19 protein-coding genes and 2 riboswitches are annotated in these 22,085 nt (G+C 66.2%); of the genes, 14 read left to right on the forward strand and 5 right to left on the reverse strand.

All coding sequences use genetic code 11. The features are described from left to right. Positions 1 to 45: 45 nt before the first annotated feature. Positions 46 to 287: riboswitch (cobalamin riboswitch) on the forward strand. Between the two features lie 160 nt (positions 288 to 447). The 7 genes from BMY84_RS21570 (at position 448) to cobJ (ending at position 9,439) form a co-directional block, all read left to right on the forward strand. Next, complete coding sequence (locus BMY84_RS21570) at positions 448 to 1,494, forward strand: HoxN/HupN/NixA family nickel/cobalt transporter (protein ID WP_093086479.1); 1,047 nt, start codon at positions 448 to 450, stop codon at positions 1,492 to 1,494. A 36-nt stretch (positions 1,495 to 1,530) separates the two neighbouring features. Continuing rightward, positions 1,531 to 1,753: riboswitch (cobalamin riboswitch) on the forward strand. A 188-nt stretch (positions 1,754 to 1,941) separates the two neighbouring features. After that, positions 1,942 to 2,979: a cobalamin biosynthesis protein CobW gene (gene cobW, locus BMY84_RS21575; protein WP_093086481.1), complete on the forward strand. Its 1,038-nt coding sequence runs from the start codon at positions 1,942 to 1,944 to the stop codon at positions 2,977 to 2,979. Between the two features lie 9 nt (positions 2,980 to 2,988). Further along, the gene (gene cobN, locus BMY84_RS21580; RefSeq protein ID WP_093086482.1) at positions 2,989 to 6,228 is read left to right on the forward strand and encodes a cobaltochelatase subunit CobN; all 3,240 of its coding nucleotides are present in this window, start codon (positions 2,989 to 2,991) and stop codon (positions 6,226 to 6,228) included. Then, positions 6,225 to 7,352: a cobalamin biosynthesis protein CobG gene (locus BMY84_RS21585; protein WP_093086483.1), complete on the forward strand. Its 1,128-nt coding sequence runs from the start codon at positions 6,225 to 6,227 to the stop codon at positions 7,350 to 7,352. The genes cobN and BMY84_RS21585 overlap by 4 nt, the downstream gene beginning before the upstream one ends. Continuing rightward, complete coding sequence (locus BMY84_RS21590) at positions 7,336 to 7,965, forward strand: precorrin-8X methylmutase (RefSeq protein ID WP_093086485.1); 630 nt, start codon at positions 7,336 to 7,338, stop codon at positions 7,963 to 7,965. The genes BMY84_RS21585 and BMY84_RS21590 overlap by 17 nt, the downstream gene beginning before the upstream one ends. Before the next feature lie 5 nt (positions 7,966 to 7,970). After that, entirely contained in the window at positions 7,971 to 8,693 is a 723-nt protein-coding gene (gene cobI / locus BMY84_RS21595) for a precorrin-2 C(20)-methyltransferase (protein ID WP_093086486.1), read from the forward strand. Then, positions 8,690 to 9,439: a precorrin-3B C(17)-methyltransferase gene (cobJ, locus tag BMY84_RS21600; RefSeq protein ID WP_093086487.1), complete on the forward strand. Its 750-nt coding sequence runs from the start codon at positions 8,690 to 8,692 to the stop codon at positions 9,437 to 9,439. Before cobI ends, cobJ begins: the two co-directional genes overlap by 4 nt. On the opposite strand, the gene BMY84_RS21605 is transcribed toward cobJ, so the two are convergent. Then, positions 9,415 to 10,164 (reverse strand): cobalt-precorrin-6A reductase, encoded by a 750-nt coding sequence (locus BMY84_RS21605; protein WP_093086531.1) that lies wholly within the window; start codon positions 10,162 to 10,164, stop codon positions 9,415 to 9,417. The genes cobJ and BMY84_RS21605 overlap by 25 nt on opposite strands. Here BMY84_RS21605 and cbiE point away from each other — a divergent pair. From cbiE to bluB, 7 genes are read left to right on the forward strand one after another with little or no spacing between them, the layout of a single operon-like run. Beyond that, positions 10,163 to 11,368, forward strand: coding sequence for a precorrin-6y C5,15-methyltransferase (decarboxylating) subunit CbiE (gene cbiE, locus BMY84_RS21610; protein ID WP_093086489.1), 1,206 nt, complete (start codon positions 10,163 to 10,165; stop codon positions 11,366 to 11,368). The two genes, BMY84_RS21605 and cbiE, sit on opposite strands and share 2 nt — an antisense overlap. Further along, positions 11,365 to 11,730 carry a cobalamin biosynthesis protein gene (locus tag BMY84_RS21615; protein ID WP_093086490.1) on the forward strand — a complete coding sequence of 122 codons (366 nt, stop codon included), beginning with the start codon at positions 11,365 to 11,367 and terminating at the stop codon, positions 11,728 to 11,730. Before cbiE ends, BMY84_RS21615 begins: the two co-directional genes overlap by 4 nt. Then, positions 11,727 to 12,512, forward strand: a complete 786-nt coding sequence (cobM, locus tag BMY84_RS21620) for a precorrin-4 C(11)-methyltransferase (protein ID WP_093086492.1) — start codon at positions 11,727 to 11,729, stop codon at positions 12,510 to 12,512. Before BMY84_RS21615 ends, cobM begins: the two co-directional genes overlap by 4 nt. Beyond that, positions 12,509 to 13,816 carry a cobyrinate a,c-diamide synthase gene (locus BMY84_RS21625; RefSeq protein ID WP_093086493.1) on the forward strand — a complete coding sequence of 436 codons (1,308 nt, stop codon included), beginning with the start codon at positions 12,509 to 12,511 and terminating at the stop codon, positions 13,814 to 13,816. Before cobM ends, BMY84_RS21625 begins: the two co-directional genes overlap by 4 nt. Beyond that, positions 13,813 to 14,568 carry a precorrin-6A synthase (deacetylating) gene (cobF, locus tag BMY84_RS21630; protein ID WP_093086495.1) on the forward strand — a complete coding sequence of 252 codons (756 nt, stop codon included), beginning with the start codon at positions 13,813 to 13,815 and terminating at the stop codon, positions 14,566 to 14,568. The genes BMY84_RS21625 and cobF overlap by 4 nt, the downstream gene beginning before the upstream one ends. Continuing rightward, positions 14,565 to 15,170 (forward strand): cob(I)yrinic acid a,c-diamide adenosyltransferase, encoded by a 606-nt coding sequence (gene cobO / locus BMY84_RS21635; protein WP_093086497.1) that lies wholly within the window; start codon positions 14,565 to 14,567, stop codon positions 15,168 to 15,170. Before cobF ends, cobO begins: the two co-directional genes overlap by 4 nt. Beyond that, on the forward strand, positions 15,167 to 15,814 hold the full coding sequence (bluB, locus tag BMY84_RS21640; protein WP_093086498.1) for a 5,6-dimethylbenzimidazole synthase: 648 nt from the start codon (positions 15,167 to 15,169) through the stop codon (positions 15,812 to 15,814). The genes cobO and bluB overlap by 4 nt, the downstream gene beginning before the upstream one ends. A 36-nt stretch (positions 15,815 to 15,850) precedes the next feature. On the opposite strand, the gene BMY84_RS21645 is transcribed toward bluB, so the two are convergent. From BMY84_RS21645 to BMY84_RS21660, 4 genes are read right to left on the reverse strand one after another with little or no spacing between them, the layout of a single operon-like run. Next, positions 15,851 to 17,308, reverse strand: a complete 1,458-nt coding sequence (locus tag BMY84_RS21645) for a GH1 family beta-glucosidase (RefSeq protein WP_093086500.1) — start codon at positions 17,306 to 17,308, stop codon at positions 15,851 to 15,853. 13 nt (positions 17,309 to 17,321) lie between these two features. Next, the gene (locus BMY84_RS21650; protein ID WP_093086502.1) at positions 17,322 to 19,646 is read right to left on the reverse strand and encodes a glycoside hydrolase family 31 protein; all 2,325 of its coding nucleotides are present in this window, start codon (positions 19,644 to 19,646) and stop codon (positions 17,322 to 17,324) included. A gap of 18 nt (positions 19,647 to 19,664) precedes the next feature. Further along, a complete protein-coding gene (locus tag BMY84_RS21655; protein WP_093086503.1) occupies positions 19,665 to 21,290 on the reverse strand; it encodes an alpha-L-fucosidase in 1,626 nt (541 codons plus the stop codon). Next, entirely contained in the window at positions 21,290 to 22,084 is a 795-nt protein-coding gene (locus tag BMY84_RS21660) for an SGNH/GDSL hydrolase family protein (protein ID WP_093086505.1), read from the reverse strand. Before BMY84_RS21660 ends, BMY84_RS21655 begins: the two co-directional genes overlap by 1 nt. Position 22,085 lies beyond the last annotated feature (1 nt).

Here is a 22,085-nt window from a genome sequence, read left to right on the forward strand (position 1 = left end):
AGGTGATGCCGCGTTATGCCCGGCGCTGGCCGATGGGTTTACCTGTTGGCTGCCGATCGCGCCGGTGCCCCGTGAGGGGCTTTAAAAGGGAATGCGGTGCGGGGGGTGTTTCCTCCCAAATCCGCGGCTGTCCCTGCAACTGTAAGCGGTGAGTGCGACGCATAGGCCTTTCTGAAATAAGGAAGGCAGCCACTGGGCCGGACGCTAAATCCTGCGAGGCCCGGGAAGGCCATGCGTCAAGCGTCGACCCGCGAGCCAGGAGACCTGCCGGCGTCTGGTCGCTCTTGCCCTGGTCCAGGGGATGGCCATGGCACGGTATCACTCCGTCTGAGCGACGAAAGAGCGGCGGGGGCCGCCTTTGGAACCGTGCGTCGGTCGCTGATGGCGTCCGGTCGATGCGCGCTGGCCCCTGTCTTGTCGCATGATGCCGGGGTGTTTCCTTTTCCCATGACTGACATGTCCAAATCTTCGACGCCGCGCCTGCGGCATCGCGTGACCGGTTTGATGGCCGCGCTGATCGTGGCGAATATCGCTGTATGGCTATGGGCCTTCGGCCAGTTTCATGACCAGCCCCTGATGCTGGGGACGGCGCTGCTTGCCTGGGGGCTGGGGCTGCGCCATGCTGTCGATGCCGATCATATCGCCGCGATCGACAATGTGACGCGCAAGCTGATGCAGGATGGGCAGCGGCCGATCACCGTCGGCTTCTGGTTCGCGATCGGCCATTCGGCGATCATCGCCATCGCCTCCGTCACGATCGCGCTGACCGCCAGCGCGCTGAGCCGGTTCGAGAGTTTTCGCGAGGTTGGCGGCATCGTCGCGACCGGGGTGTCGGCGACCTTCCTGTTCGCGATCGCTGCGATGAACCTGATGATCCTGCGGTCGGTGTGGAAGAGCTTTGCCCATGTCCGGGCGGGCGGCACCTATGTCGAGGAGGATCTGGACCTGTTGCTGGGCAATCGCGGGCTGCTGGCGCGCCTGTTCCGGCCGATGTTCCGGCTGGTCAGCCGCAGCTGGCATATGGCGCCGCTGGGTTTCATCTTTGGTCTGGGCTTCGATACCGCGACCGAGGTGGCGATATTGGGTCTGTCGGCCAGTCAGGCGGCCGATGGCATGGCGATCGGCACGATTTTGGTGCTGCCCGCTCTGTTCGCCGCTGGCATGGCGCTGGTCGATACGGCCGACGGGGTGGTGATGCTGGGCGCCTATGAATGGGCGTTCGTGAAGCCGATCCGCAAACTCTATTACAACATCACCATCACCCTGATTTCAGCGCTGGTCGCGATCGTCATCGGCGGGATCGAGGCGATGGCGCTGATCGGCGACAAGCTGGGGCTGGAGGGCGCGCCCTGGCGGATCGCGGCGGAACTGGGCGAGAATTTCAACAGTCTGGGCTTTGCGATCATTGGGCTGTTCATCCTCTGCTGGCTGCTGAGCTTCGGCATTTATCGCTGGAAACGCTTTGACGAGATCGAAGTGCGGACGGCTGGCTGAACGTCGTTGGCTTGGGCGCTGAATTGGTCTAGGGCGACGGACATTGATCGCGTCGGTGCCCCGCAAGGGGCTTTAAATGGGAATGCGGTGAGGGGGACTTATCCCTCAATTCCGCGGCTGTCCCTGCAACTGTAAGCGGCGAGCGCGATGCGCATGCTCTCCTTGCGAGAGCAGCCACTGGACCCCAAAAGGTCTGGGAAGGCGCGCATCAAGCCTTGACCCGCGAGCCAGGAGACCTGCCGGCGTCTGGTCGCTCTTGCTCTGGTCCAGGGGATGGCCATGGCACGGTAGTTTCTTCCGTCTGAGCGACGAAATCGTGCGGCTGGGGCTGCACGGTGCGGGATGCCGGGCGCCCTGTCGCGTCCGCCCGTCGTCGCGCGTCGGCTGGCGTCCTGATGGGACACCGGCAAGCCCCGCCTGTCGTCGTTCGGCGCGCGGGAGAGATTTATGTCCGATCTGGCCAAGCTGCCGGTCACTATCGTCACCGGCTTTCTGGGCGCGGGCAAGACCACGCTGATCAGCCATCTGATCCGCAATGCGGGCGGGCGGCGGCTGGCGGTGGTCGTCAATGAATTCGGCACCTTGGGTGTCGATGGCGACATATTGAAAAGCTGCGCCATTCCCGATTGCCCGGCGGAAAATATCGTCGAGCTGGCCAATGGCTGCATCTGCTGCACCGTCGCCGATGATTTCATTCCCACGGTCGAGGCGCTGCTGGCGCTGGAGCCGAGCCCTGATCATATATTGATCGAAACCTCCGGGCTGGCGCTGCCCAAGCCGTTGCTCAAGGCATTCGACTGGCCGGCGATCCGGTCGCGCATCACCGTGGATGGCGTGATTGCGCTGGCCGATGCGGAGGCGGTTGCGGACGGGCGGTTTGCGCCCGATCTGGAAGCGCTGGAGGCGCAGCGTCTGGCCGATCCGGGCATCGACCATGAAACGCCTTTGTCCGAAGTGTTCGAGGATCAACTGGCCTGCGCCGACATGGTGCTGCTGACCAAGGTGGACCTTGCCGGGCCGGAAGGCGTCGCCGCCGCGCGAGCGGTGATTGCGGCCGAGACGCCGCGTCCCTTGCCGGTGATCGAACTGGTCGACGGGGTGATCGACCCGCGCGTGTTGCTGGGCCTGAACGCGGCGGCGGAGGATGATCTGGCGGCGCGTCCATCGCACCATGATGGCGAGGATGATCATGAGCATGAGGATTTCGACAGCATCGTCCTGACGTTGGGCGAGATTGCCGATCCGGCCGACCTGACCGCGCGGATCGAGCGGCTGGCGCGCGAGCAGCAGATTTTGCGGGTGAAGGGCTATGCGGCCGTCGCGGGCAAGCCGATGCGCCTGCTGGTGCAGGCGGTGGGCGCGCGGGTGCGGCACCAATATGACCGGCCCTGGCGCGACGGCGAAGCGCGCGTGACGGCGCTGGTTGTGATCGCCGAGCATGATCGCATCGATGAAGTTGCGATCCGGGCTGTGCTGGAAGGCTGAGCTACACCGATGCACGTCATCTTCCGCGAGACCCATGGGATCGAGGAAGCGGCTGTCCCGCAGGATCTGGGGCAGACGCCCGCCGATCTTGTCTTCCTGTCCTTTTCGGACAGCGATCTGGCCGCTTTTGCGGCGGGATGGCATGGCGCGCGCGGAGCGTTGCCGCCGCTGCGACTCGCCAATCTGGCGGCGCTGACGCATCCGCTGTCGGTCGACACCTATATCGAGCGGACGTTGAGCGGGGCCAAGGCGATCCTGATCCGGCTGATCGGTGGCGCATCCTATTGGAGCTATGGCTTGCAACAGGTCGAGGCGCTGGCGCGGACGCGGGGGATCGCGCTGGCAGTGCTGCCGGGGGACGGGCGGCCCGATACGCGGCTGGAGGCTGCCTCGACCGTGCCAACTGCTGCGTTGCGGGAACTGGTGCGGCTTTGTGACGAGGGCGGCGCGGTGGCGGCGCAGGCGGCGCTGGGGCTGCTGGCGGGCGCTGCCGGACTAAGCGGGGCGGAGGCGCCGGTTGCGCCTGTGCCGATGGTTGGGGCGTGGGATGGCGATCTGGCGGCTCCGGCGGTTTTCGAAAGCCGGACGGACCGGCCGCGTATCCTGCTGGTCTTCTATCGCTCCTATCTGACTGCGGCCGATACCCAGCCGTTCGAGGCGTTGCGGGATGCCTTTGCCGCGCGCGGTTTCGATATGGTCGGCATGTTCGCGCCGTCGCTCAAGCCGGTTGAGATACGGGATCAGATTGCCCGCTGGGTGACGGCCTATGCGCCCGCCGCGATCATCAATGCCACCGCCTTTTCCGCGCGGGGGGAGGATGGCACGACCCCGCTCGATGGGGCGGGCGTGCCGGTGTTCCAACTGGCGCTGGCGACATCGGGGCGGCAGGCTTGGCGGGAGTCGGCGCGGGGCCTGTCACCGGCCGATCTGGCCATGCATGTCGTGCTGCCCGAAGTGGATGGGCGGCTGTTTGCCGGTGTGGCCAGTTTCAAGGAAGCGCAGACGCGCGACCCGGCGCTGGAATTTGCGCGCGGCGCGCATCGGGCGGACCCGGCGAGGATTGCGGCCATTGTGGACCGGGTGGCAGCGTGGGTGTGTCTGCGCCAGCGTCCGGTGGTGGAGCGGACACTGGTGCTGATCCTGTCGACCTATCCCGGCAAGGCGCATCAAATGGCGCATGCGGTAGGGCTGGATGCGATCGCTTCGGCTGAGGCGATGCTCGGCGATCTGGCCGGGGCTGGCTATGCGGTCGAGGCGGCGGGCGATCTGGTCGCAGATATTCAGGGCGAATGTCTGACCTGGTCGCTGGGGGAGTATAGCCGCGCATTGGCATCTCTGCCTGCCGTGCTGCGCGATGATCTTCATGCGGCATGGGGAGAGCCTGAAGCCGATCCTGATGTGCGGGACGGGGCTTTCCATTTTCCGGCTGTGCGGCGCGGCGCGATGATTGTTGCGCTCCAGCCTGAACGCGGCTTCAATCATGATCGCGCTGACAGCTATCATGACCTGTCGCGCTGTCCGCGCCATGCCTATGTGGCTTTCTATCTGTGGCTGCGGGCGCAGGGGATCGATGCGCTGGTCCATATGGGTGCGCATGGCACGCTGGAATGGCTGCCGGGGAAGGCGGTTGCGCTGTCCGACGCCTGCTGGCCCGAAGCGCTGATCGGGCCGACGCCGGTCATCTATCCCTTCATCGTCAACGATCCGGGTGAGGCGGCGCAGGCCAAGCGGCGTATCGGCGCGGTGACAATCGGCCATGCGCCGCCGCCGCTCGCGCCAGCAGGACGCGGGGCCGGGCTGGGGCGCATTGAGGCGCTGCTCGATGAATTTTCCAATGCCGACGGGCTTGATCCGGCGCGGCGGCAACGGTTGCAGGCGGACATTAGCGAGGAAGCGCGCGCGCTGGGGCTGGAGGCGGAACTGGGCATCGACGCCAGTCTGTCCCCGGCCGAGGCGATCAGCCGGATCGATCGTTTCGTTTGCGACGTCAAGGAAAGCCAATATGGCGACGGCCTGCATATTTTCGGGCGGGGCGAGCAAGGCGTGGCTGAGCGCGATGGTCTGCTGGCGGCGCTGGATGGGCGGCGGGTCGCGCCGGGGCCATCGGGGTCGCCGCATCGGGGGCGGACCGATGTGCTGCCGACCGGCCGCAACCTGTTCATGGTCGATCCGCGCGCGGTGCCATCCCGCGCGGCCCATGCGCAGGGCATCCGCTTGGCCGAGGAACTGATCCGTCGTCATTTGCAGGATCATGGCGATTACCCCAAGGGGCTGGTGGTGGACCTGTGGGGATCGGCGACGATGCGCACGGCGGGTGAGGATTATGCCATGGCGCTGCATCTGCTCGGCGCCAAGCCGGTCTGGGATTTTGCGTCGGAACGGGTGACGGGGATCGAAATCCTGCCGCTGGCGATGCTCGATCGGCCGCGTATCGACGTGACCCTGCGCGTCTCCGGCCTGTTTCGCGATGCCTTTCCGACGCTGCCCGTGCTGTTCGGGCAGGCGGTGCACGCGCTGTGCGGCAGGGATGAGCCGACCGACTGGAATCCCTTTGCGGGAACGGCGCCCGCCTCGCGCGTCTATGGGCCGCAGCCCGGCCATTATGGGCTGAACATGGGCGATGCGGCGGAAACCTATACCGACGAAGCGCGCCGGGCTGCCGGGGAGGCATGGCTTGCTGCTTCCGCTCAGGCACTGGACGTGGATGCGCGGGATGACGATGGCCTGCGCGCGCGTGTCGCGGCGGCGGATGCCTTTGTGCATGCGCAGGATTTGCCGGAAACCGACCTTCTGCTTGCCGCCGACTATGCCGCGCATGAAGCGGGCTTTGCCGCCGCGCAGGCGGTGGTCGGGGGCAAGGCGGCGCTTTATCATCTCGACGCGCGTGATCCGGCGCGGCTGGCGGCGCGGCCGCTGACCGAGGAGATCGCCCGCGTGGTGCGCGCGCGGGCCGCCAATCCCGGCTGGGTGGACGGCATGATGCGCCATGGCTTTCGCGGCGGGGCGGAACTGGCGGCGACGCTCGATCATCTGGGCGCCTTTGCGCATCTGGCAGGCAGCGTGCCGGATCATCTGTTCGATCTCTATCATGACGCGACGCTGGGGCGGGCGGAGGTTCGCACCTTCCTGAGCGATGCAAATCCCGGCGCGTTGGCGGCAATGGAGGCGCGCTTTGCGGCGCTTCATGCGGCAGGTCTGTGGCGCACGCGGCGCAACTCGATCCTCGCCAGTCTGGGGGATGTGCCATGAGCCTGATCAAGGGCTGGTGTCCCGATGCATGGCATCCGATGGGGGCGGGCGATGGCCTGCTGGTGCGGGTGCGTCCGATTATGGGGCGGATCGATGGCGCGCAATTGGCGGGGCTGTGCGAAGCGGCTCTGGCCTATGGCAATGGGCTGATCGATCTGACCAGCCGCGCCAATCTCCAGATACGCGGTGTCAGCGAACAAGGCTGGGAGCTTCTGATTGGGCGGTTGATAGCCCTGCGGCTTGTCCATCCCGATCCGGTCATGGAAGCGCGCCGGGCGCTGTTGGTCGCGCCCGATTGGGAAGCGGGGGATGACACCGCTTGTATCGCTGCGCAATGGGCCGATCGGCTCGCGGAGTTTCCCGACCTGCCGGCCAAGGTGGGCTTTGCGATCGATGCCGGCCCCGCGCCACTGTTGACGGGCAAGGCAGGCGATTTCCGGATCGAGCCGGGTGCGCAGGGCGGATTGATCCTGCGCGCGGCCGGCCGACTGACGGGCGTGGCGGTGACGCGGAGCGATGCCGTCGATGCGCTGCTGGCTGTGGCGCACTGGTTCGTCGCCAGCGGTGGCCACGAAGCCGGACGCATGGTGCGGCACAAGGCGGCGCTGCCCGACTGGGCGCAGGGAGATGTCGCGGCGGCGACGCCTGTCCTGCCGCTGCGACCGGGGCGGCATGCGCTTGGCTTTATCTATGGCGTGCCGTTCGGGCAGATCGACGCAGCGACTTTGGCGGAACTGGCGCCGTATTCCGTCCGGCTGACGCCATGGCGGATGCTGATCGTTGAGGGGGCGGAGGGCAGGGCGATCGATGGCCTGCTGCATGATCCGGCCGATCCGCTGCTGCGCGTCGATGCCTGTCCCGGTCAGCCCTCCTGCCCGCAGGCCAGTGTCGAAACCCGCGCGCTGGCGCGGGAGGTCGCGCCCTATGTGACCGGACGCCTCCATGTTTCCGGCTGTGCCAAGGGTTGTGCGCGATCCGCGCCAGCGGCTCTCTGCCTGACAGGACGCGAGGGCCGCTACGACCTTGCCCGCCATGCCAAAGCCGGCGGGCCGCCGCAGCGGGTCGGCATGACCCATTCCGACATATTGGCCCATTTGGGAGTGACCGATGCCGCATGTCTATGAAACCGATGGCGCGGCCATCTATCGCCAGTCCTTCAGCATCATCCGGGCGGAGGCGGCGCTGGACCGCTTCTCGGCCGAAGAGGAGCCGGTCGCGGTTCGCATGATCCATGCCGCCGGAATGGTCGATCTCGCGCGGCATATCCGTTTTTCTCCCGGCTTTGCGGAAGCGGCGCGTCGCGCCTTGGCGCAGGGTGCGCCGATCCTGTGCGATGTGCGGATGGTGTCCGAAGGGGTGACGCGCGCGCGCCTGCCCGCCGACAATGACGTGATCTGCACGCTGGGCGATCCATCGGTGCCGGAGCGGGCGCGCGCCATGGGCAACACCCGCTCCGCCGCAGCGCTGGAGCTATGGCGGCCGCATCTGGCGGGTGCGGTGGTGGCGATCGGCAATGCGCCGACAGCACTCTTTCATCTGCTCGATATGCTGGCTGACCCGGCCTGTCCGCGCCCGGCGGCGATCATCGGTTGCCCGGTCGGCTTTGTCGGCGCGGCGGAATCCAAGGCGGCGCTGTGGGCGGAACAGCCCGTGCCCTGCTGCATCGTGGAAGGGCGGCTGGGCGGCAGCGCGATCACCGTGGCAGCGATCAACGCATTGGCGAGCTACGCGGAATGAGCAATATGCCCGGCACCATCCATGGCGTGGGCCTTGGCCCCGGCGCGCAGGATCTGATGAGCGTGCGCACCGACCGGCTGGTGCGTGGCGCGCGCCACATCGCCTATTTTCGCAAGGCGGGTCGACCCGGTCAGGCGCGCCGCATCGTTGAGGGGATGCTGCGCCCTGACGCGATCGAGATTGCGATGGAATATCCGGTGACGACGGAAATTCCGCTGAGCGACCCGCGCTATAATGAAAGCCTGTCTGCCTTTTACGCCGACTGCACCGACCGGCTGGCCGCGCTGGCGCAGGCGGGCGAGGATGTCGTCGTGCTGTGCGAAGGCGATCCCTTTTTCTATGGCTCCTTCATGCATCTGCACAGCCGCCTGACGGGCGTGGTTCCGGTGCGGATCGTGCCGGGGATCAGCGGCATGGCGGGGGCCTGGACCGCCAGCGGCGCGCCGATCACCTGGGGCGATGATGTGCTGACAGTCCTGATGGCGACCCTGCCGGAGGAGGATCTGGTTCGTCGCATAAGCGATACCGATGCGCTGGTGGTGATGAAGATCGGCCGCAACCTGCCCAAGCTGCGCCGCGCGGTGGCGGCGGCCGGGCGGGAGGCGGAGGCCTGGCTGGTCGAACATGCCGCCATGCCGGAGCAGAAAGTGACGCCTTTGCTGGAGGCGGACAGCGTTACCCCCTATTTCTCGATCCTGCTGATCCATGGACAGGGGCGGCGGCCATGAGCGGCTGGCTGATGGTTGCCGGGCTGGGGCCGGGCAGCGAGGCGCTGGTGACGCCCGAAGTCATAGCGGCGCTGGCGCAAGCGACCGACATTGTCGGCTATATTCCCTATGTCGCGCGGGTCGCGCCGCGCGAGGGGCTGACCCTGCACCCCACCGACAATCGGGTGGAGGGGGAGCGGGCGGCCCATGCGCTGGCGATGGCGGCGGCGGGGCGGCGCGTGGTGGTGGTGTCGTCCGGCGATCCGGGCGTCTTCGCCATGGCGGCGGCGGTGTTCGAAGCGCTGGAGGCGGGGCCGGAGGCATGGCGGGACATCGACATAAGGGTGCTGCCCGGCATTACCGCGATGCTGGCGGCCAGTGCGAGGGCGGGCGCGCCGCTGGGCCATGATTTTTGCGCGATCAACCTGTCGGATAATCTGAAGCCTTGGGATTTGATCGAACGGCGGTTGCGGCTGGCGGTCGAGGCGGACTTTGCCATTGCCTTGTATAATCCCCGGTCGAAGGCGCGGCCGGAGGGGTTTGTCCGCACGCTTGATTTGTTGCGCGAAACCTGTGGCGACGATCGGCCGATCCTGTTCGCCCGCGCCGTTTCTACGCCGGAGGAGGTGCTGACCATCGTGCCCCTGTCACAGGCGAAGCCGGAGATGGCGGACATGCGTACCATGGTCATCATCGGGTCGAGCCAGACGCGGCTCATCCCGCGGGCGGGTGCGCCGATCCTCTACACGCCTCGGTCGGTGGCATGATCCAGCCAGTGCAGCACGGCACGCGGATCATGGACCTCCAGCCGGTCGGCCAGGGCCGGTCGGTCGATCATCATCACAGGCAGGCCAAGGTGCCGGGCGGCGATCAGTTTCGCCTGTGCGCCGCTGCCCCCGGCATTTTTGCAGAGGATCAGGTCGATGCCATGATCCTGCATCAATCGCATGTCGCCATCGGCATCGAAGGGGCCGCGATCGATCAGCAGATGATGGTTGGGCAGGATCGGCGGCACAATCGGCGCATCGACGAAGCGCAGCAGATAGAAATGCTGCGGCTGGGCGGCGAAGGCATCGGCGTGCATCCGGCCGAGCGCCAGCATGATGCGCCGGGTGGGGCCATCCAGCGCGGCGATCGCGGCGGCGATGTCGGGCACATGGGTCCAGTGATCGCCCTCTTCCGCGCGCCACGCGGGCCGCGTCAGGGCGATGAGCGGGATGCCGGTCTGTCGTGCCGCCATGACGGCATTGCCGCTCATCATGGCGGCGAAGGGATGAGTGGCGTCGACCAGATGGGTGATGCCTTGCTGGCGCAGATAGGCGGCCAGTCCTTCCGCGCCGCCAAAGCCGCCGACGCGCACCGGCACCGGCTGCGGCCGGGGATTGTCGACCCGACCGGCATAGCTGAGCGTCGCCTGCTCGCCGCGTTCGGCCAGCAAGCGGGCGAGCGCGCTTGCCTCAGTCGTTCCGCCCAAAATCAGGATGTTGCGTATGGTTGAGGGTCCGGAAGAGCCATGGCTGACGATCGTCGGCGTGGGCGAGGATGGATGGGACGGGCTGGCATCACCGGCCCGCGCGGCGATCGAGGCGGCGAAACTGGTCATGGGACCGGCCCGGCATCTGGCGCTGCTGGGCGAGCATAAGGGGCAGGCGGTCGAATGGCCAGTCCCCTTTGCCGATGGCATAGCGCTGCTGTTGGCGCAGCGGGGTCGGCGCGTGGTGGTGCTGGCATCGGGCGATCCCTTCTGGTTCGGCGCGGGGAGCAGCCTGACCCGGCATCTGGCACCGCACGAGTGGGTGGCGCATCCCGCACCCTCGACCTTTGCCTTGGGGGCGGCGAGGCTGGGCTGGGCGGTGCAGGACATGGCGTGCGTGGCGCTTCATGCCGCGCCGGTGACTCGGTTGCGGCCGTATCTGGCGCCGGGCCAGCGGATCGTGGCGTTGCTGCGCGATGGTGCGGCGGTGGGCGAGGTGGCTGGCTATCTGTGCGATCATGGCTTTGGCGCAACGCCCTTGCATATCCTTGAGGCACTGGGCGGCCCGCGTGAACGGGTGCGGGTGGTTCGCGCCGATGCGCCTATCCCTGAGGATATCGTGCACCCCGTTGCCATCGGCATCGATACTGCGGGCGAAGGGCGGGTGCTGCCCTGCGCATCGGGGATCAGCGACGACTGGTTCGACCATGATGGCCAGATCAGCAAGCGTCCGGCGCGGGCGCTGACCCTGTCGGCGCTCGCGCCCCGGCCGGGCGAATTGCTGTGGGATATTGGCGCGGGGTCGGGATCGATCGGCATCGAATGGCTGCTCGCCCATCCCGCCAATCGGGCGGTCGCCGTGGAGTATGATCCGGTGCGTGCCACGCGGATCAGGGCCAATGCCGATGCGCTGGGCGTCGACCGGATCGCGATCCTGACCGGCCGTGCGCCGGAACGACTGCCCGAAGGCGTGCCGGACGCTGTGTTCATCGGTGGCGGGCTGTCGCAGGCGCTGCTTGAAACGCTCTGGGCGCGGTTGCCCGCCGGGCGGCGGCTGGTGGCCAATGCCGTGACGCTAGAGTCCGAAGCTCTGCTGGTGCGCTGGCAGGCGGAGAAGGGCGGCCATCTGCTGCGGATCGATCTGGCCGAAGTTGCGCCGATCGGGTCGCGGCGGGGCTGGCGGGCCAGTTATCCGCTGGTGCAATGGAGCGTTACGCTATGATCGTCGCCGGTTTCGGTTTTCGCACCGGAGCGACGGTGGAGTCGCTGCATCTGGCGCTGGAGGGCGCGCGGGATGGCCGACTGTCGATCACCCATCTGGCCGCGCCGCAGGACAAGCTGCCGTTGCTGGAGGCTTTGGCACAGGATTTGGGTCTGCCTGTCATCGGTGTTGGCCCCGGCGCGCTGACCGCCATTGAAACCCCGAGCCGGTTTGTCCCCAGTCTGGCGGAACGTGGGGTAGGTAGCGTCAGCGAAGCCGCTGCGCTGGCCGCCGTCGGTTCTGGTGCGCGGCTGATCGTCCATCGCAGCATCTCATCCGATCGCATGGCGACCTGTGCCATCGCTCAAGGACCAACCCTATGACCATTCATTTCATCGGCGCTGGCCCCGGCGCGCCCGACCTGCTGACCCTGCGTGGGCGCGATCTGATCACGGCCTCGCCGGTCTGCCTCTATGCCGGGTCGCTGGTGCCGGCGGCTCTGCTCGACCATTGCCCGCCTGGCGCGCGGATCGTGAACACGGCATCGCTCTCGCTGGACGATATCATCGCCGAAATGGCCGCCGCCCATGAAGATGGCCATGATGTGGCGCGGCTCCATTCAGGCGACCTGTCGATCTGGTCGGCGATGGGCGAGCAGTTGCGGCGCTTGCGGGCGCTAAACATCCCTTTCGACGTGACGCCCGGCGTACCGTCCTTTGCCGCTGCCGCCGCAGCGCTGGAGGCGGAGCTGACCCTGCCGGGCCTCGCACAGTCGCTGGTGTTGACCCGCACGCCTGGACGCGCCAGCGCCATGCCACCGGCCGAAAGCCTTGCCGCCTTTGGTGCGACCGGCGCGACGCTCGCCATTCATCTGTCGATCCATAATCTGGCGCAGACGGTGGCGGATTTGATCCCGCATCATGGCGCGGACTGCCCGGTGGCGGTGGTGTGGCGCGCAAGCTGGCCCGACCAGCGCATCGTCCGTGCCACGCTTTCCACCATCGAAGCGGCCGTCGCGGGCAGCATGGAGCGCACCGCCCTGATCCTCGTCGGGCAGGTGCTGGGATCGCCCGACTTCGGCGAAAGCAGCCTCTACGCCCCCGATTATGACCGCCGTTTCCGCCCGCAATCGGCGGATTCGCGCTTTGCGGAGTCCAACGAATGAGCGTCCCCGGCCTGATGATCGCCGCGCCTGCTTCGGGCACTGGCAAGACCACGGTGATGCTGGGGCTGCTTCGGGCGCTGTCCGAAGATGGCCTGACCGTCCAGCCCTACAAGAGCGGCCCGGACTATATCGATCCGGCCTTCCACCGTGCCGCCTGTGGCCGGGCGTCCTTCAACCTTGATAGCTGGGCGATGGCGCCCGGCCTGATCGATGCCATCGCGGGAGAGGCGGCAGGCGCAGACATCGTCATCGCCGAAGGATCGATGGGGCTCTATGATGGCGTTGCCAGCATCGGCGGGACCGGCCATGGCGCCAGCGCCGACATCGCCAAACGCATGGGCTGGCCGGTGGTGCTGGTGATCGATGTGTCGGGCCAGGCGCAGTCCGCCGCCGCCACTGCGCTGGGCTTTGCCAGTTTCGATCCCGACCTGCCCTTTGCCGGGGTGATCCTGAACCGGGTCGCCAGTCCGCGCCATGAGCGGCTGGCGCGAAGGGGCATGGAGGCAGCGGGGATCAGGGTGCTGGGCGCGCTGCCCCGGCGTGGCGACCTGACGCTGCCGGAGCGGCATCTGGGGTTGGTGCAGGCGGTCGAGCATCCCGATCTGGATCGCGCCATCGCCGATTATGCGGCCTTCCTTCGCGCCCATGCCGATCTGGAGGCTATCCGGCAGGCGGCGCAGGGCAGGGCGCTGGGGCAGGGCGATGGCCTGCCGTTGCCGCCCGCCCAGCGTATCGCGCTGGCGCGGGACGAGGCCTTTTCCTTCACCTACCCGCATCTGCTGGAAGGCTGGCAGCGGGCCGGGGCGGAGATACTGCCCTTCTCGCCATTGGCCGATGAAGCCCCTGCGGCCGATGCCGATCTGGTCTGGCTGCCCGGTGGCTATCCCGAACTCCATGCCGGGCGGATCGCGGCGGCATCGCATTTCCTCGCCGGGCTGTGTCGTCATGCGCAAAGCCGGCCGGTGCATGGCGAGTGCGGCGGCTATATGGTGCTGGGGGAAGCACTGATCGACAAGGCGGGCGAGAGACATGCGATGGCCGGGCTGCTCGGCCTCGTCACCAGCTACGCGCAGCGGCGGATGCATCTGGGCTATCGGCATGCGGCGCTGCTGGCCCCGGTCGCGGGGATGGCGGCCGGTACGGCTTTGCGGGGGCATGAATTTCATTATTCGACGATCATCGACCAGCCGGACGCCCCGCTGGCGCATGTCACGGATGCTGATGGCGTGGCCGTCCCCGAAACCGGGTCGCATCGCGACCAAGTAACCGGCACTTTCTTCCACATGATCGCGCCCGTCCGATGATCGACCTCACGCTGATCGGCATCGGCACCGGCGATCCGCAGCAACTAACGCTGGCGGCGATCAAGGCGATGAACGCCGCCGACCTGATCCTGCTGCCGCGCAAGGGCGAGGAGAAAAGCGACCTGATCGCGGTGCGGCGGCAGATATGTGCCGATGTGCTGACCGGCGCGACGAATGTGGTCGAATTCGACCTGCCGGTCCGACGCGCGCAGGGCGACTATCTGGGGGCGGTGAGCGACTGGCATGATGCCATTGCGCTATGCTGGCGTGCGCAGATCGCCGCGCATCTGCCCGATGGCGGCAGGCTGGCGCTGCTCGTCTGGGGCGATCCGTCGCTCTATGACAGCACATTGCGGATCGCTGACCGGCTGCGCGGGCAGGGCATGGACCTGCGCGTCCATGTGGTGCCGGGGATCAGCAGCCTTCAGGCGCTGACCGCTGCCCATGCCATCCCCCTGAACGCGCTGGCCGAGCCGGTCGTCATCACAACGGGGCGGCAGTTGCGCGATCATGGCTGGCCCGTTCAGGCGGACAGCGTCGCGGTGATGCTGGATGGCGGCGGGGCGTTTCAGGCGGTCGATCCGGCCGGCGTCACCATCTGGTGGGGTGCCTATCTGGGCATGGCGCAGCAGGCGCTGATCGCCGGGCCGCTTAACGAAGTCGGTCCCCGCATCATCGCCGAACGGGCGGCGCTGCGGGCGCGGCATGGCTGGATCATGGATGTCTATCTGATGCGGAAGGAAGCGAGATGAGCGAAGCGGACGAAGCCCGCCACGCCGAAAAGATGCGCAAGAAACAGGCGGCGCAGGCGAAGATCATGGCCAACAAGACCCAGGAAAAGGGGCTGCTGATCGTCCATACCGGCAAGGGCAAGGGCAAGACGAGCGCCGCGCTGGGCATGGTGGCGCGCGCCATCGGCCATGACATGAAGGTCGGCGTCGTCCAGTTCGTGAAGGGCGCGATGGCGACCGGCGAAAAGGCGGTGTTTGACGCTTTCCCCGACCATGTCGAATTCAAGCCGATGGGCGAGGGCTTTACCTGGAACACGCAGGATCGCAGCCGCGACATCGCCAATGCCCGCGCCGCCTGGGACGAGGTGAAGCGAATGATCGCCGATCCGTCCTACGCCATGGTGCTGGCGGACGAGCTGAATATCGTGCTGCGTTACGACTATCTGCCGGTCGAGGAGGTGCTGGCGGTGGTGAATGCCCGCGATCCGATGAAGCATGTCATCATAACCGGCCGAAATGCGCCCGATGCGCTGGTCGAGGCGGCGGACCTCGTCACCGACATGGTGATGGTGAAGCATCCCTTCCGGTCGGGGGTGAAGGCGCAGAAGGGCATCGAATTTTGACCGATGGCCCGCCGGATTTCGATGCGGCTTTCGGGAAGCAACTCGACGCGCTGATGCGCTGGCGGCGAGATGTGCGCCATTTTCGTAACGATCCGGTGCCGGAGGCGGAGATGCAGGCGGTGCTGGCCAGCGTCAGTCTGGCGCCCTCGGTCGGTCATGCCCAGCCCTGGCGGCTGGTGCGGGTGCGATCGGGCGAGCGGCGTGCGCGCCTTGCCAATCATGTCGATGCGCAGATAGTGGCGGCGGCGGAGCGCTATGCCGATCCGGTTCAGCGTGACCAGTATCGCAGGCTGAAATTGCATGGCCTGCGGGAGGCACCGGAAATCCTCGCCGTCTTTTCCGATGATCGGCCGGTCGCGGGCCATGGGCTGGGCATCGCCACCATGCCCGAAATGTTGCGCTATTCGACGGTGATGGCGATCCATGGCCTGTGGCTGGCGGCGCGGGCGCGAGGGATCGGCATGGGTTGGGTGTCGATCGTCGATCCGGCGGCGCTGGCGGCGATGCTCGACGTGCCGAGCGAATGGACGCTGATCGCTTTGCTGTGCATCGGCTATCCGGCGCAATCTTCCGATACGCCGGAACTGGAGCAACGCGGCTGGCAGGCGCGCGAGCCGCTGGCCGATCGCCTGTTCGAACGATAGGGACAGCCCGGATCACCGGGCCGTCCTTTCATCGGATCACACCAGCTTGTTGGTGCGCACCAGTTCGCGATACCAGTCGGCGGAGAGCTTGGGCGTGCGCTTCTGGGTCTTGAAGTCGACATGGTGAATGCCGAACAGCTTGGTATAGCCATCCTCCCACTCGAAATTGTCCATCAGGCTCCAGACGAAATAGCCCTTCACCGGGATGCCCTCGCGCGTGGCGCGCTGGAGGTGGGTGAGGTAGTTGCGCAGATACATGACGCGGTCGGTGTCATAGACCTTGCCGTCCGCCGCGACCGTATCGTCGGCCGAGCAGCCATTTTCGGAGATATAGAGGCCCTTGGGCTTCCAGTTCTCACTGATGGCGCGCATGCCCCAATAGATGACCTCCGGCGTGACATAGAGCCAGGGGGAGGGCATGCGCGGCGCCTGACCCGGATGGGGCAGGATTTTGTAGCCCGAGGGCGCAGTTTCGTCGGCGCGAACGGTGTTGCCGGTATAGACATTGACCGACAGGAAATCGAGCGGCGCGCCGATCAGTTTCATGTCGCCTTCCTTGACCACCGGCGCATCCTTGCCCTGCGCGGTCAGATAGCTGTCGATATAGCGGCCTTCCATGATCGCGGTCAGGAACATGGCGTTTTCTTCGCGCACGGCCTTCTTCACCGCCTCGATATGTTCGGGCGTCTCGATCGCGGGGACATAGATGTTGGGATTGTCGGCAATGCCGACCTGCGTGCCCGATTTGGTCGCCGCGCGGATCGCCTGCACGCCCAGACCATGGGCCAGCACGCCATGGTGGCGCACCTGGTTCACCTCCTTCATCGGCAGTTTCAGGCCCGGCGCCTTGCCGCCGGTCATGTAGCTGAGGTCGGTGAAGCAGCGCAGTTCGTTGAGCGTCATGAAGTGATTGACGCGATCACCCAGCTTGCCCGCGGTGTAGCCGGCATAATCGGCAAAGGCATAACTGGTGTCGCGATTCTGCCAGCCGCCCGGCAGCGCGTGCGGCAGATCCCAATGGAACATGGTGACATGGGGTGTGATGCCCGCCGCCAGCAGCCCGTCGACCAGACGGTTATAATAGTCCAGCCCCTTGGCATTGGGCTTGCCCCGGCCATTGGGGAAGATGCGCGACCAGGCGATCGAGAAGCGATAGGCCTTGACGCCCAGCGCCTTCAGCAGCGCGATATCGTCCTGATAGCGGTTATAGCTGTCGCAGGCGACGTCGCCGGTGTCGCCATTGGCGACCTTGCCGGGGGTGTGCGAAAACACATCCCAGTTGGTCTGGCCCCGGCCATCCGCGTTCACCGCGCCTTCGATCTGATAGGAGGCTGTCGCGCAGCCCCAGAGGAAGTCGGAAGGGAAGGCGAGATTGCCCTGCGGCGCGCCGGTGGCGGTCGCCTGCGCGGAAACGCCCGTCGATCCGGCCAGGCCCGCACCCAGCGCAGCGGCGCCAAGGCCCAGGCCCAGTTCGCGGCGATTGATACCCGTCATGTCTCTAGTCTCCTTATTGACCGACGATCTGCACCAGGCCGCCGATGGCCTGGCCGGTGGGCAGCTTCGTCTTGCTCGTCAGCGTCTTTGCCTTGTCGTCCCAGACCAGTTCGGCCTTCATGCCGCCCTTGCGATAGGCATTGGTCGTGCCGTCATCGTCATACAGGGTGAAGCGCGCATCGGCACCCGGATAAACGCGGATGCTTTCCAGAGCCTGCTTCTCGGCCGTGCTCTTCACCTGCACGCCCATCGGCACGATCGAACCGGCCTTCACGAACACGGGCAGGCGGTTGATCGGGGCGTCGACCTCGATCGTCTGGCCGCCCTCAAACTTCTGGTTGGTCCAGTAATCATACCAGCCGGTGCCGGCGGGCAGATAGACCGACCGCTTGGTCTGGCCCTGCTTCGTCACCGGGGCGACCAGGAAGGCGGGGCCGAACATATATTGGTCGCCGATATCCGACACCTTGGGATCGTTCGGGAAGTCCATGAACAGGCCGCGCATGAACGGCGCGCCAGTGTCATAGGTGTGACGGCCCAGCGCATAGATATAGGGCATCAGCGTGTAGCGCAGGCGCAGCCAGTCGGCCAGGATCGGCTCGGCCGCCTTGCCATATTCCCACAGCGCCGTGCCGGGGCGCTGGCCATGGATGCGCAGCGTCGGCGTGAACACGCTATACTGGAACCAGCGCACGAACAGTTCGGGATAGTCGGGATAATCCGCGCCCATCGCGGTAGCCCCGGCGGGATCGACCAGAATGGGATTTTCCGCCTTCGGGCCGCTCGGCCACTGCCAGCCGCCAATGTCGCTGCCCCAATAGGCCAGGCCCGACGCGGTGAAGTTGAGGCCGGCGGGCACCTGCCGCTCCAGCGCTTCCCAGGTCGACTTGACGTCCGACGACCAGAACAGGCCGCCATTGCGCTGCGACCCCAGATAGGCGGCGCGGGCCAGAATCATGTTGCGGAAATTGGGGCGGTCCCGCTCCGATCCTTCGGCGACACCGGTGGTGTGCACCAGCGGGAACAGGTTGTGATAGCGGTCGCCCGACCCGATCGAATATTGATAGCCGTCGGGGATCAGGTCCGGCTCGGTCTCGTCCAGCCAGAACCAGTCGAAGCCCTGGCTCGCGATATTGTCGCGGATCTTGCCCCAGAACCATTCGCGCGCCTGCGGATTGGTGCTGTCGATCAGCGCGCCAGCCCGGTCGGAGCGAGATGGCAGGCCGTCGATGGGATTGCCGTCCTTGTCATGCAGGAACCAGCCCTTGGCCTTCAAATATTCGAAATAGCGGCCCTCGCGCTCGAAACGGGGCCAGACGCTGACGATCGATCGCATGCCCATGGCATTGAGCGTGTCGTTCATCCCCTTGGGATCGGGATAATAGGTGTGGTCGATGTCGAGCTGGCCCATGCGGGTCCAGTAGAACCAGTCGAGCACCATGACGTCGAGCGGCAGATTGCGTTGACGATAGCCATTGGCGATGTCGAGCAGTTCCTTCTGGCTCTCGTAGCGCGCCTTGCTCTGGATCAGGCCGAAGCCGGCCTTGGGCGGCAGCGGCGTTGCGCCGGTCAGCTTGGCATAGCCGGCATAGAGTTCGTCGGTGGTCTTGCCGGTGATGACGAAGAAGGAAACGCGCTCGCCGACCTGGCTCTGGAAGCGGGTGCTGCTGTGCAGGCCCGGCCAGACCAAAGTGCGGGCTGGATTGTCCCAGACGATGCCATAGCCCTTGTTGGTGACGAGGAAGGGCACGCAGACGGTTTCACCCGCCGGCGCGTCATAGCTGTGCGAACAGTCGATCTGCTTACCGCGCAGATCCATATAGCCTTCCTGGTTCTGGCCCAGGCCATAATAATGTTCGTCCGCCGGGGAATCGAAGCTGGCGCCGACCTTGAAGGTCTTTTCGCCATTGACCGTCACGGGGGACATTTCCCAGCCGGTCATCTTGGTGAGGAGATTGCCGCTGGCATCCTTCACCGACAGGCTGACCGGCGGCAGGGCGGGCGCGAAATAGCGCTCCATCTGGGTCGGTGCCTTGGGCCATTCCTTGGCATCGATGGTCAGGCTGATGGCGGAGGAGGAGAAGATGTCGCCAGTCGCGTCGGTGCGGTGGGTCCAGCCCGATGCATCCGCCTTCGCGTTCGGCCCTTCGCCCGGCGCGGCGGAGGCAAGGTCAGGGTCGACCGCGATCGTCACGCGCACGATGTTGGGCGCATAGGGTTCGACTGCGACCCGGCTGCCATGGCGATCGAGCAGCGCCATCGGTTCGGCAAAGGCGGGCGCGGCCATGGCAAGGCAGGACGCGCCAAGCGCGAAGGCGGTGAGTTTTCTTGCGATCATCCCTGTAAATCCCTGTTCTTAAACGAGGCCATGGCCGTCGATGCGGACGGCCGGCACGAAATTGACGCCATGCGGCATGGTGAAATGAAGGCCCGCGCTATCCTGTCGGAAGGCAAGCGGGCCACCGCCGAGCAGTGTCACCCGTTCGATCTGACCGCCCGTGCGGCCGCGCGCCAGTGCGCTTATAGTCGTAGATCCCTGCGCCCGGCCGAGGAACAGAGCGTAAAGCGCGCCCTTGTTGGTGGTGAAGCGGATATCCTGCGCGGTGAAGGGCTTGGCCTTCTCCTCATTCTGCATGCCGGCGATGAGTTGGGTCGGCCCTTCGCCATAAATGCGCCAGGGCCGCGACCCGAAGATCGCTTCGCCACCATGGACCATCCATCCGGCCATGCCGTCCAGCACCTTCTCCGTCTCGCTGTCGATGGAGCCATCGCCGGGCTGCGGGATGGAGAGCATGAGGTTGCCGTTCTTTGACACGACATCGGCGAGGCGCTGGATGACCTCCTCGGCGCTCTTGTAGCTTTTGTCGTGCAGGCGCGCTTCATTGTAGAACCAGTCGCCGATGCAGGTGTCGGTCTGCCAGGGTTCGTCCCACAGATGGTCGGTGAAGCCGCGCTCCACATCCTGCACCATGCCGAAACGGGCATAGGGTTTGAGCTGCTTGCCGGTCAGCACCACATCGATGTTGCCGTGCCACTCGATCGAGCGGTTATAATAGTCCGCCGCCGCTTCCAGCCCTACGGGTCCGAAGGGCAGTTCATGATCGTCCATATAGACCATGTCGGGCTTGTACTTTGCGACCAGATCGGTCTGGCGCAGCAGCCAGCGGGTGACATAGGCCGGGTCGTCCTTCGGCCCGGTCTCGATCCACTGGCCGTTATTCGCGTCGTGCCACTTGTCCATCGCCTCGATCGTGTCGATGCCGTCGGGCAGCACGGCATGGCCGCCGGTATAGAGTTCGCGCGGGTCGAGACCGTCCCACCATTGGCCCTTGCCGTCTTCCTTGCGCAGCCGGTACGCGTCGTAGCGCACGCCCTTCTGCGGGCCGACCGGATCATAGCCATAAGCGGGCTGATACCAGTGCCAGGCATGGGCGGCATGGTTCGACACGCCGAATTTCAGGCCGGCCTTGCGCGCCGCCTTTTCCCAGATGCCGACGATGTCCTTCTTCGGCCCGACGCGCAGGCTGTTCCAGGCATGGTAGCGGCTGTCGTAACAGTCCAGATTGTCGTGATGGCAGGCCAGCGCCATGAAATATTTGGCGCCGGCCTTCTGATATTTGGCCATCAGCGCATCGGGATCCCATTTGTCGGCGGTCCACAGATTCTGGATGTCCTTCATCCCCGCGACCGACGGATGGCCGTAGGTCTTGAGGTGGTGCTCGTACATCGGGTGGCCCTGCATATATAGGAAGCGGCCATACCAGTCGCCCTGCGCCGGCACCGATTGCGGCCCCCAGTGCGACCACATCCCCAGCTTCGCGTCGCGGAACCAGTCGGGATAGCGGTAATTGTCGACCAGCGAGGGCCAGCTTGCCTGCACCGGGCCCTTGGCGGTGCCCATCGGGCTGGCCGCGCGGGCGGCATTGGCGAGGCCCAGCGCAGCCGCGCCCGCCAGGAAGGATCGGCGTCCGAAATCCTGCATCACTTCTTCCCCAAAGTCTGGGCGATCGCGGCTTCGGCCAGCGGGCGCATGATGGCATAGCCTTCCCTGGTCGGATGGACGCCGTCGCTGGACAGGCCCGGCTTCATCGCGCCATCGGGCTGCGCCATCGCGCTATGATAATCGACGAAGGTGAAGCCGTTGGCGCGGGCATAGTCGGCTAGCCACTTGTTGATCGCGGCGACCTGCGGCGCGGGCGTCATGCCGGGGCTCCAGGGGAAGGCTGCGGCGGGCGGCACGGAGGCGATGATGACCTTGATGCCGTGCGCACGGGCGAGGTCGGCCATGGTCTGGATATTGCCCAGCACCGTTTCCATCGTCGCCGCGCCGGTATTGCCGGCGATGTCGTTGGTCATCGCCATGATGTGGACCGCCTGCGGCTTCAGCGCGATCACGTCATTGCGGAAGCGCACCAGCATCTGCTGCGTCGTCTGGCCGCTGATGCCGCGATCGACCAGCCCGTTCTGGAACATGGCCGGGTCCAGGTTGATCCAGTTGTCGGTGATGGAATCACCCATGAAGACGACCCGCACCTTTTGCCCCTCAATCGCCTTGTTGGCGGCGGCATAGCGGCACAGCTGCCCGAAATCGCGGGTCAGCATGTGCAGGTTCCAAAATTTCCAGCCCGCCTCATCGGTCGGTTTAGGGTGGACCGGGCAGGGATCGGCGACGATGCCGACCGGATCGTCGGCATGGGGATCGCCCGGCACCTTGGTTTCCGCATGCGCGGCGCCGGCGAGTGCCAGCGCGCAAAGAGCAGCCGTCAGGCGAAACATC

It is taken from the genome of Sphingobium sp. AP50 (assembly GCF_900109095.1).
Lineage (GTDB): Bacteria > Pseudomonadota > Alphaproteobacteria > Sphingomonadales > Sphingomonadaceae > Sphingobium.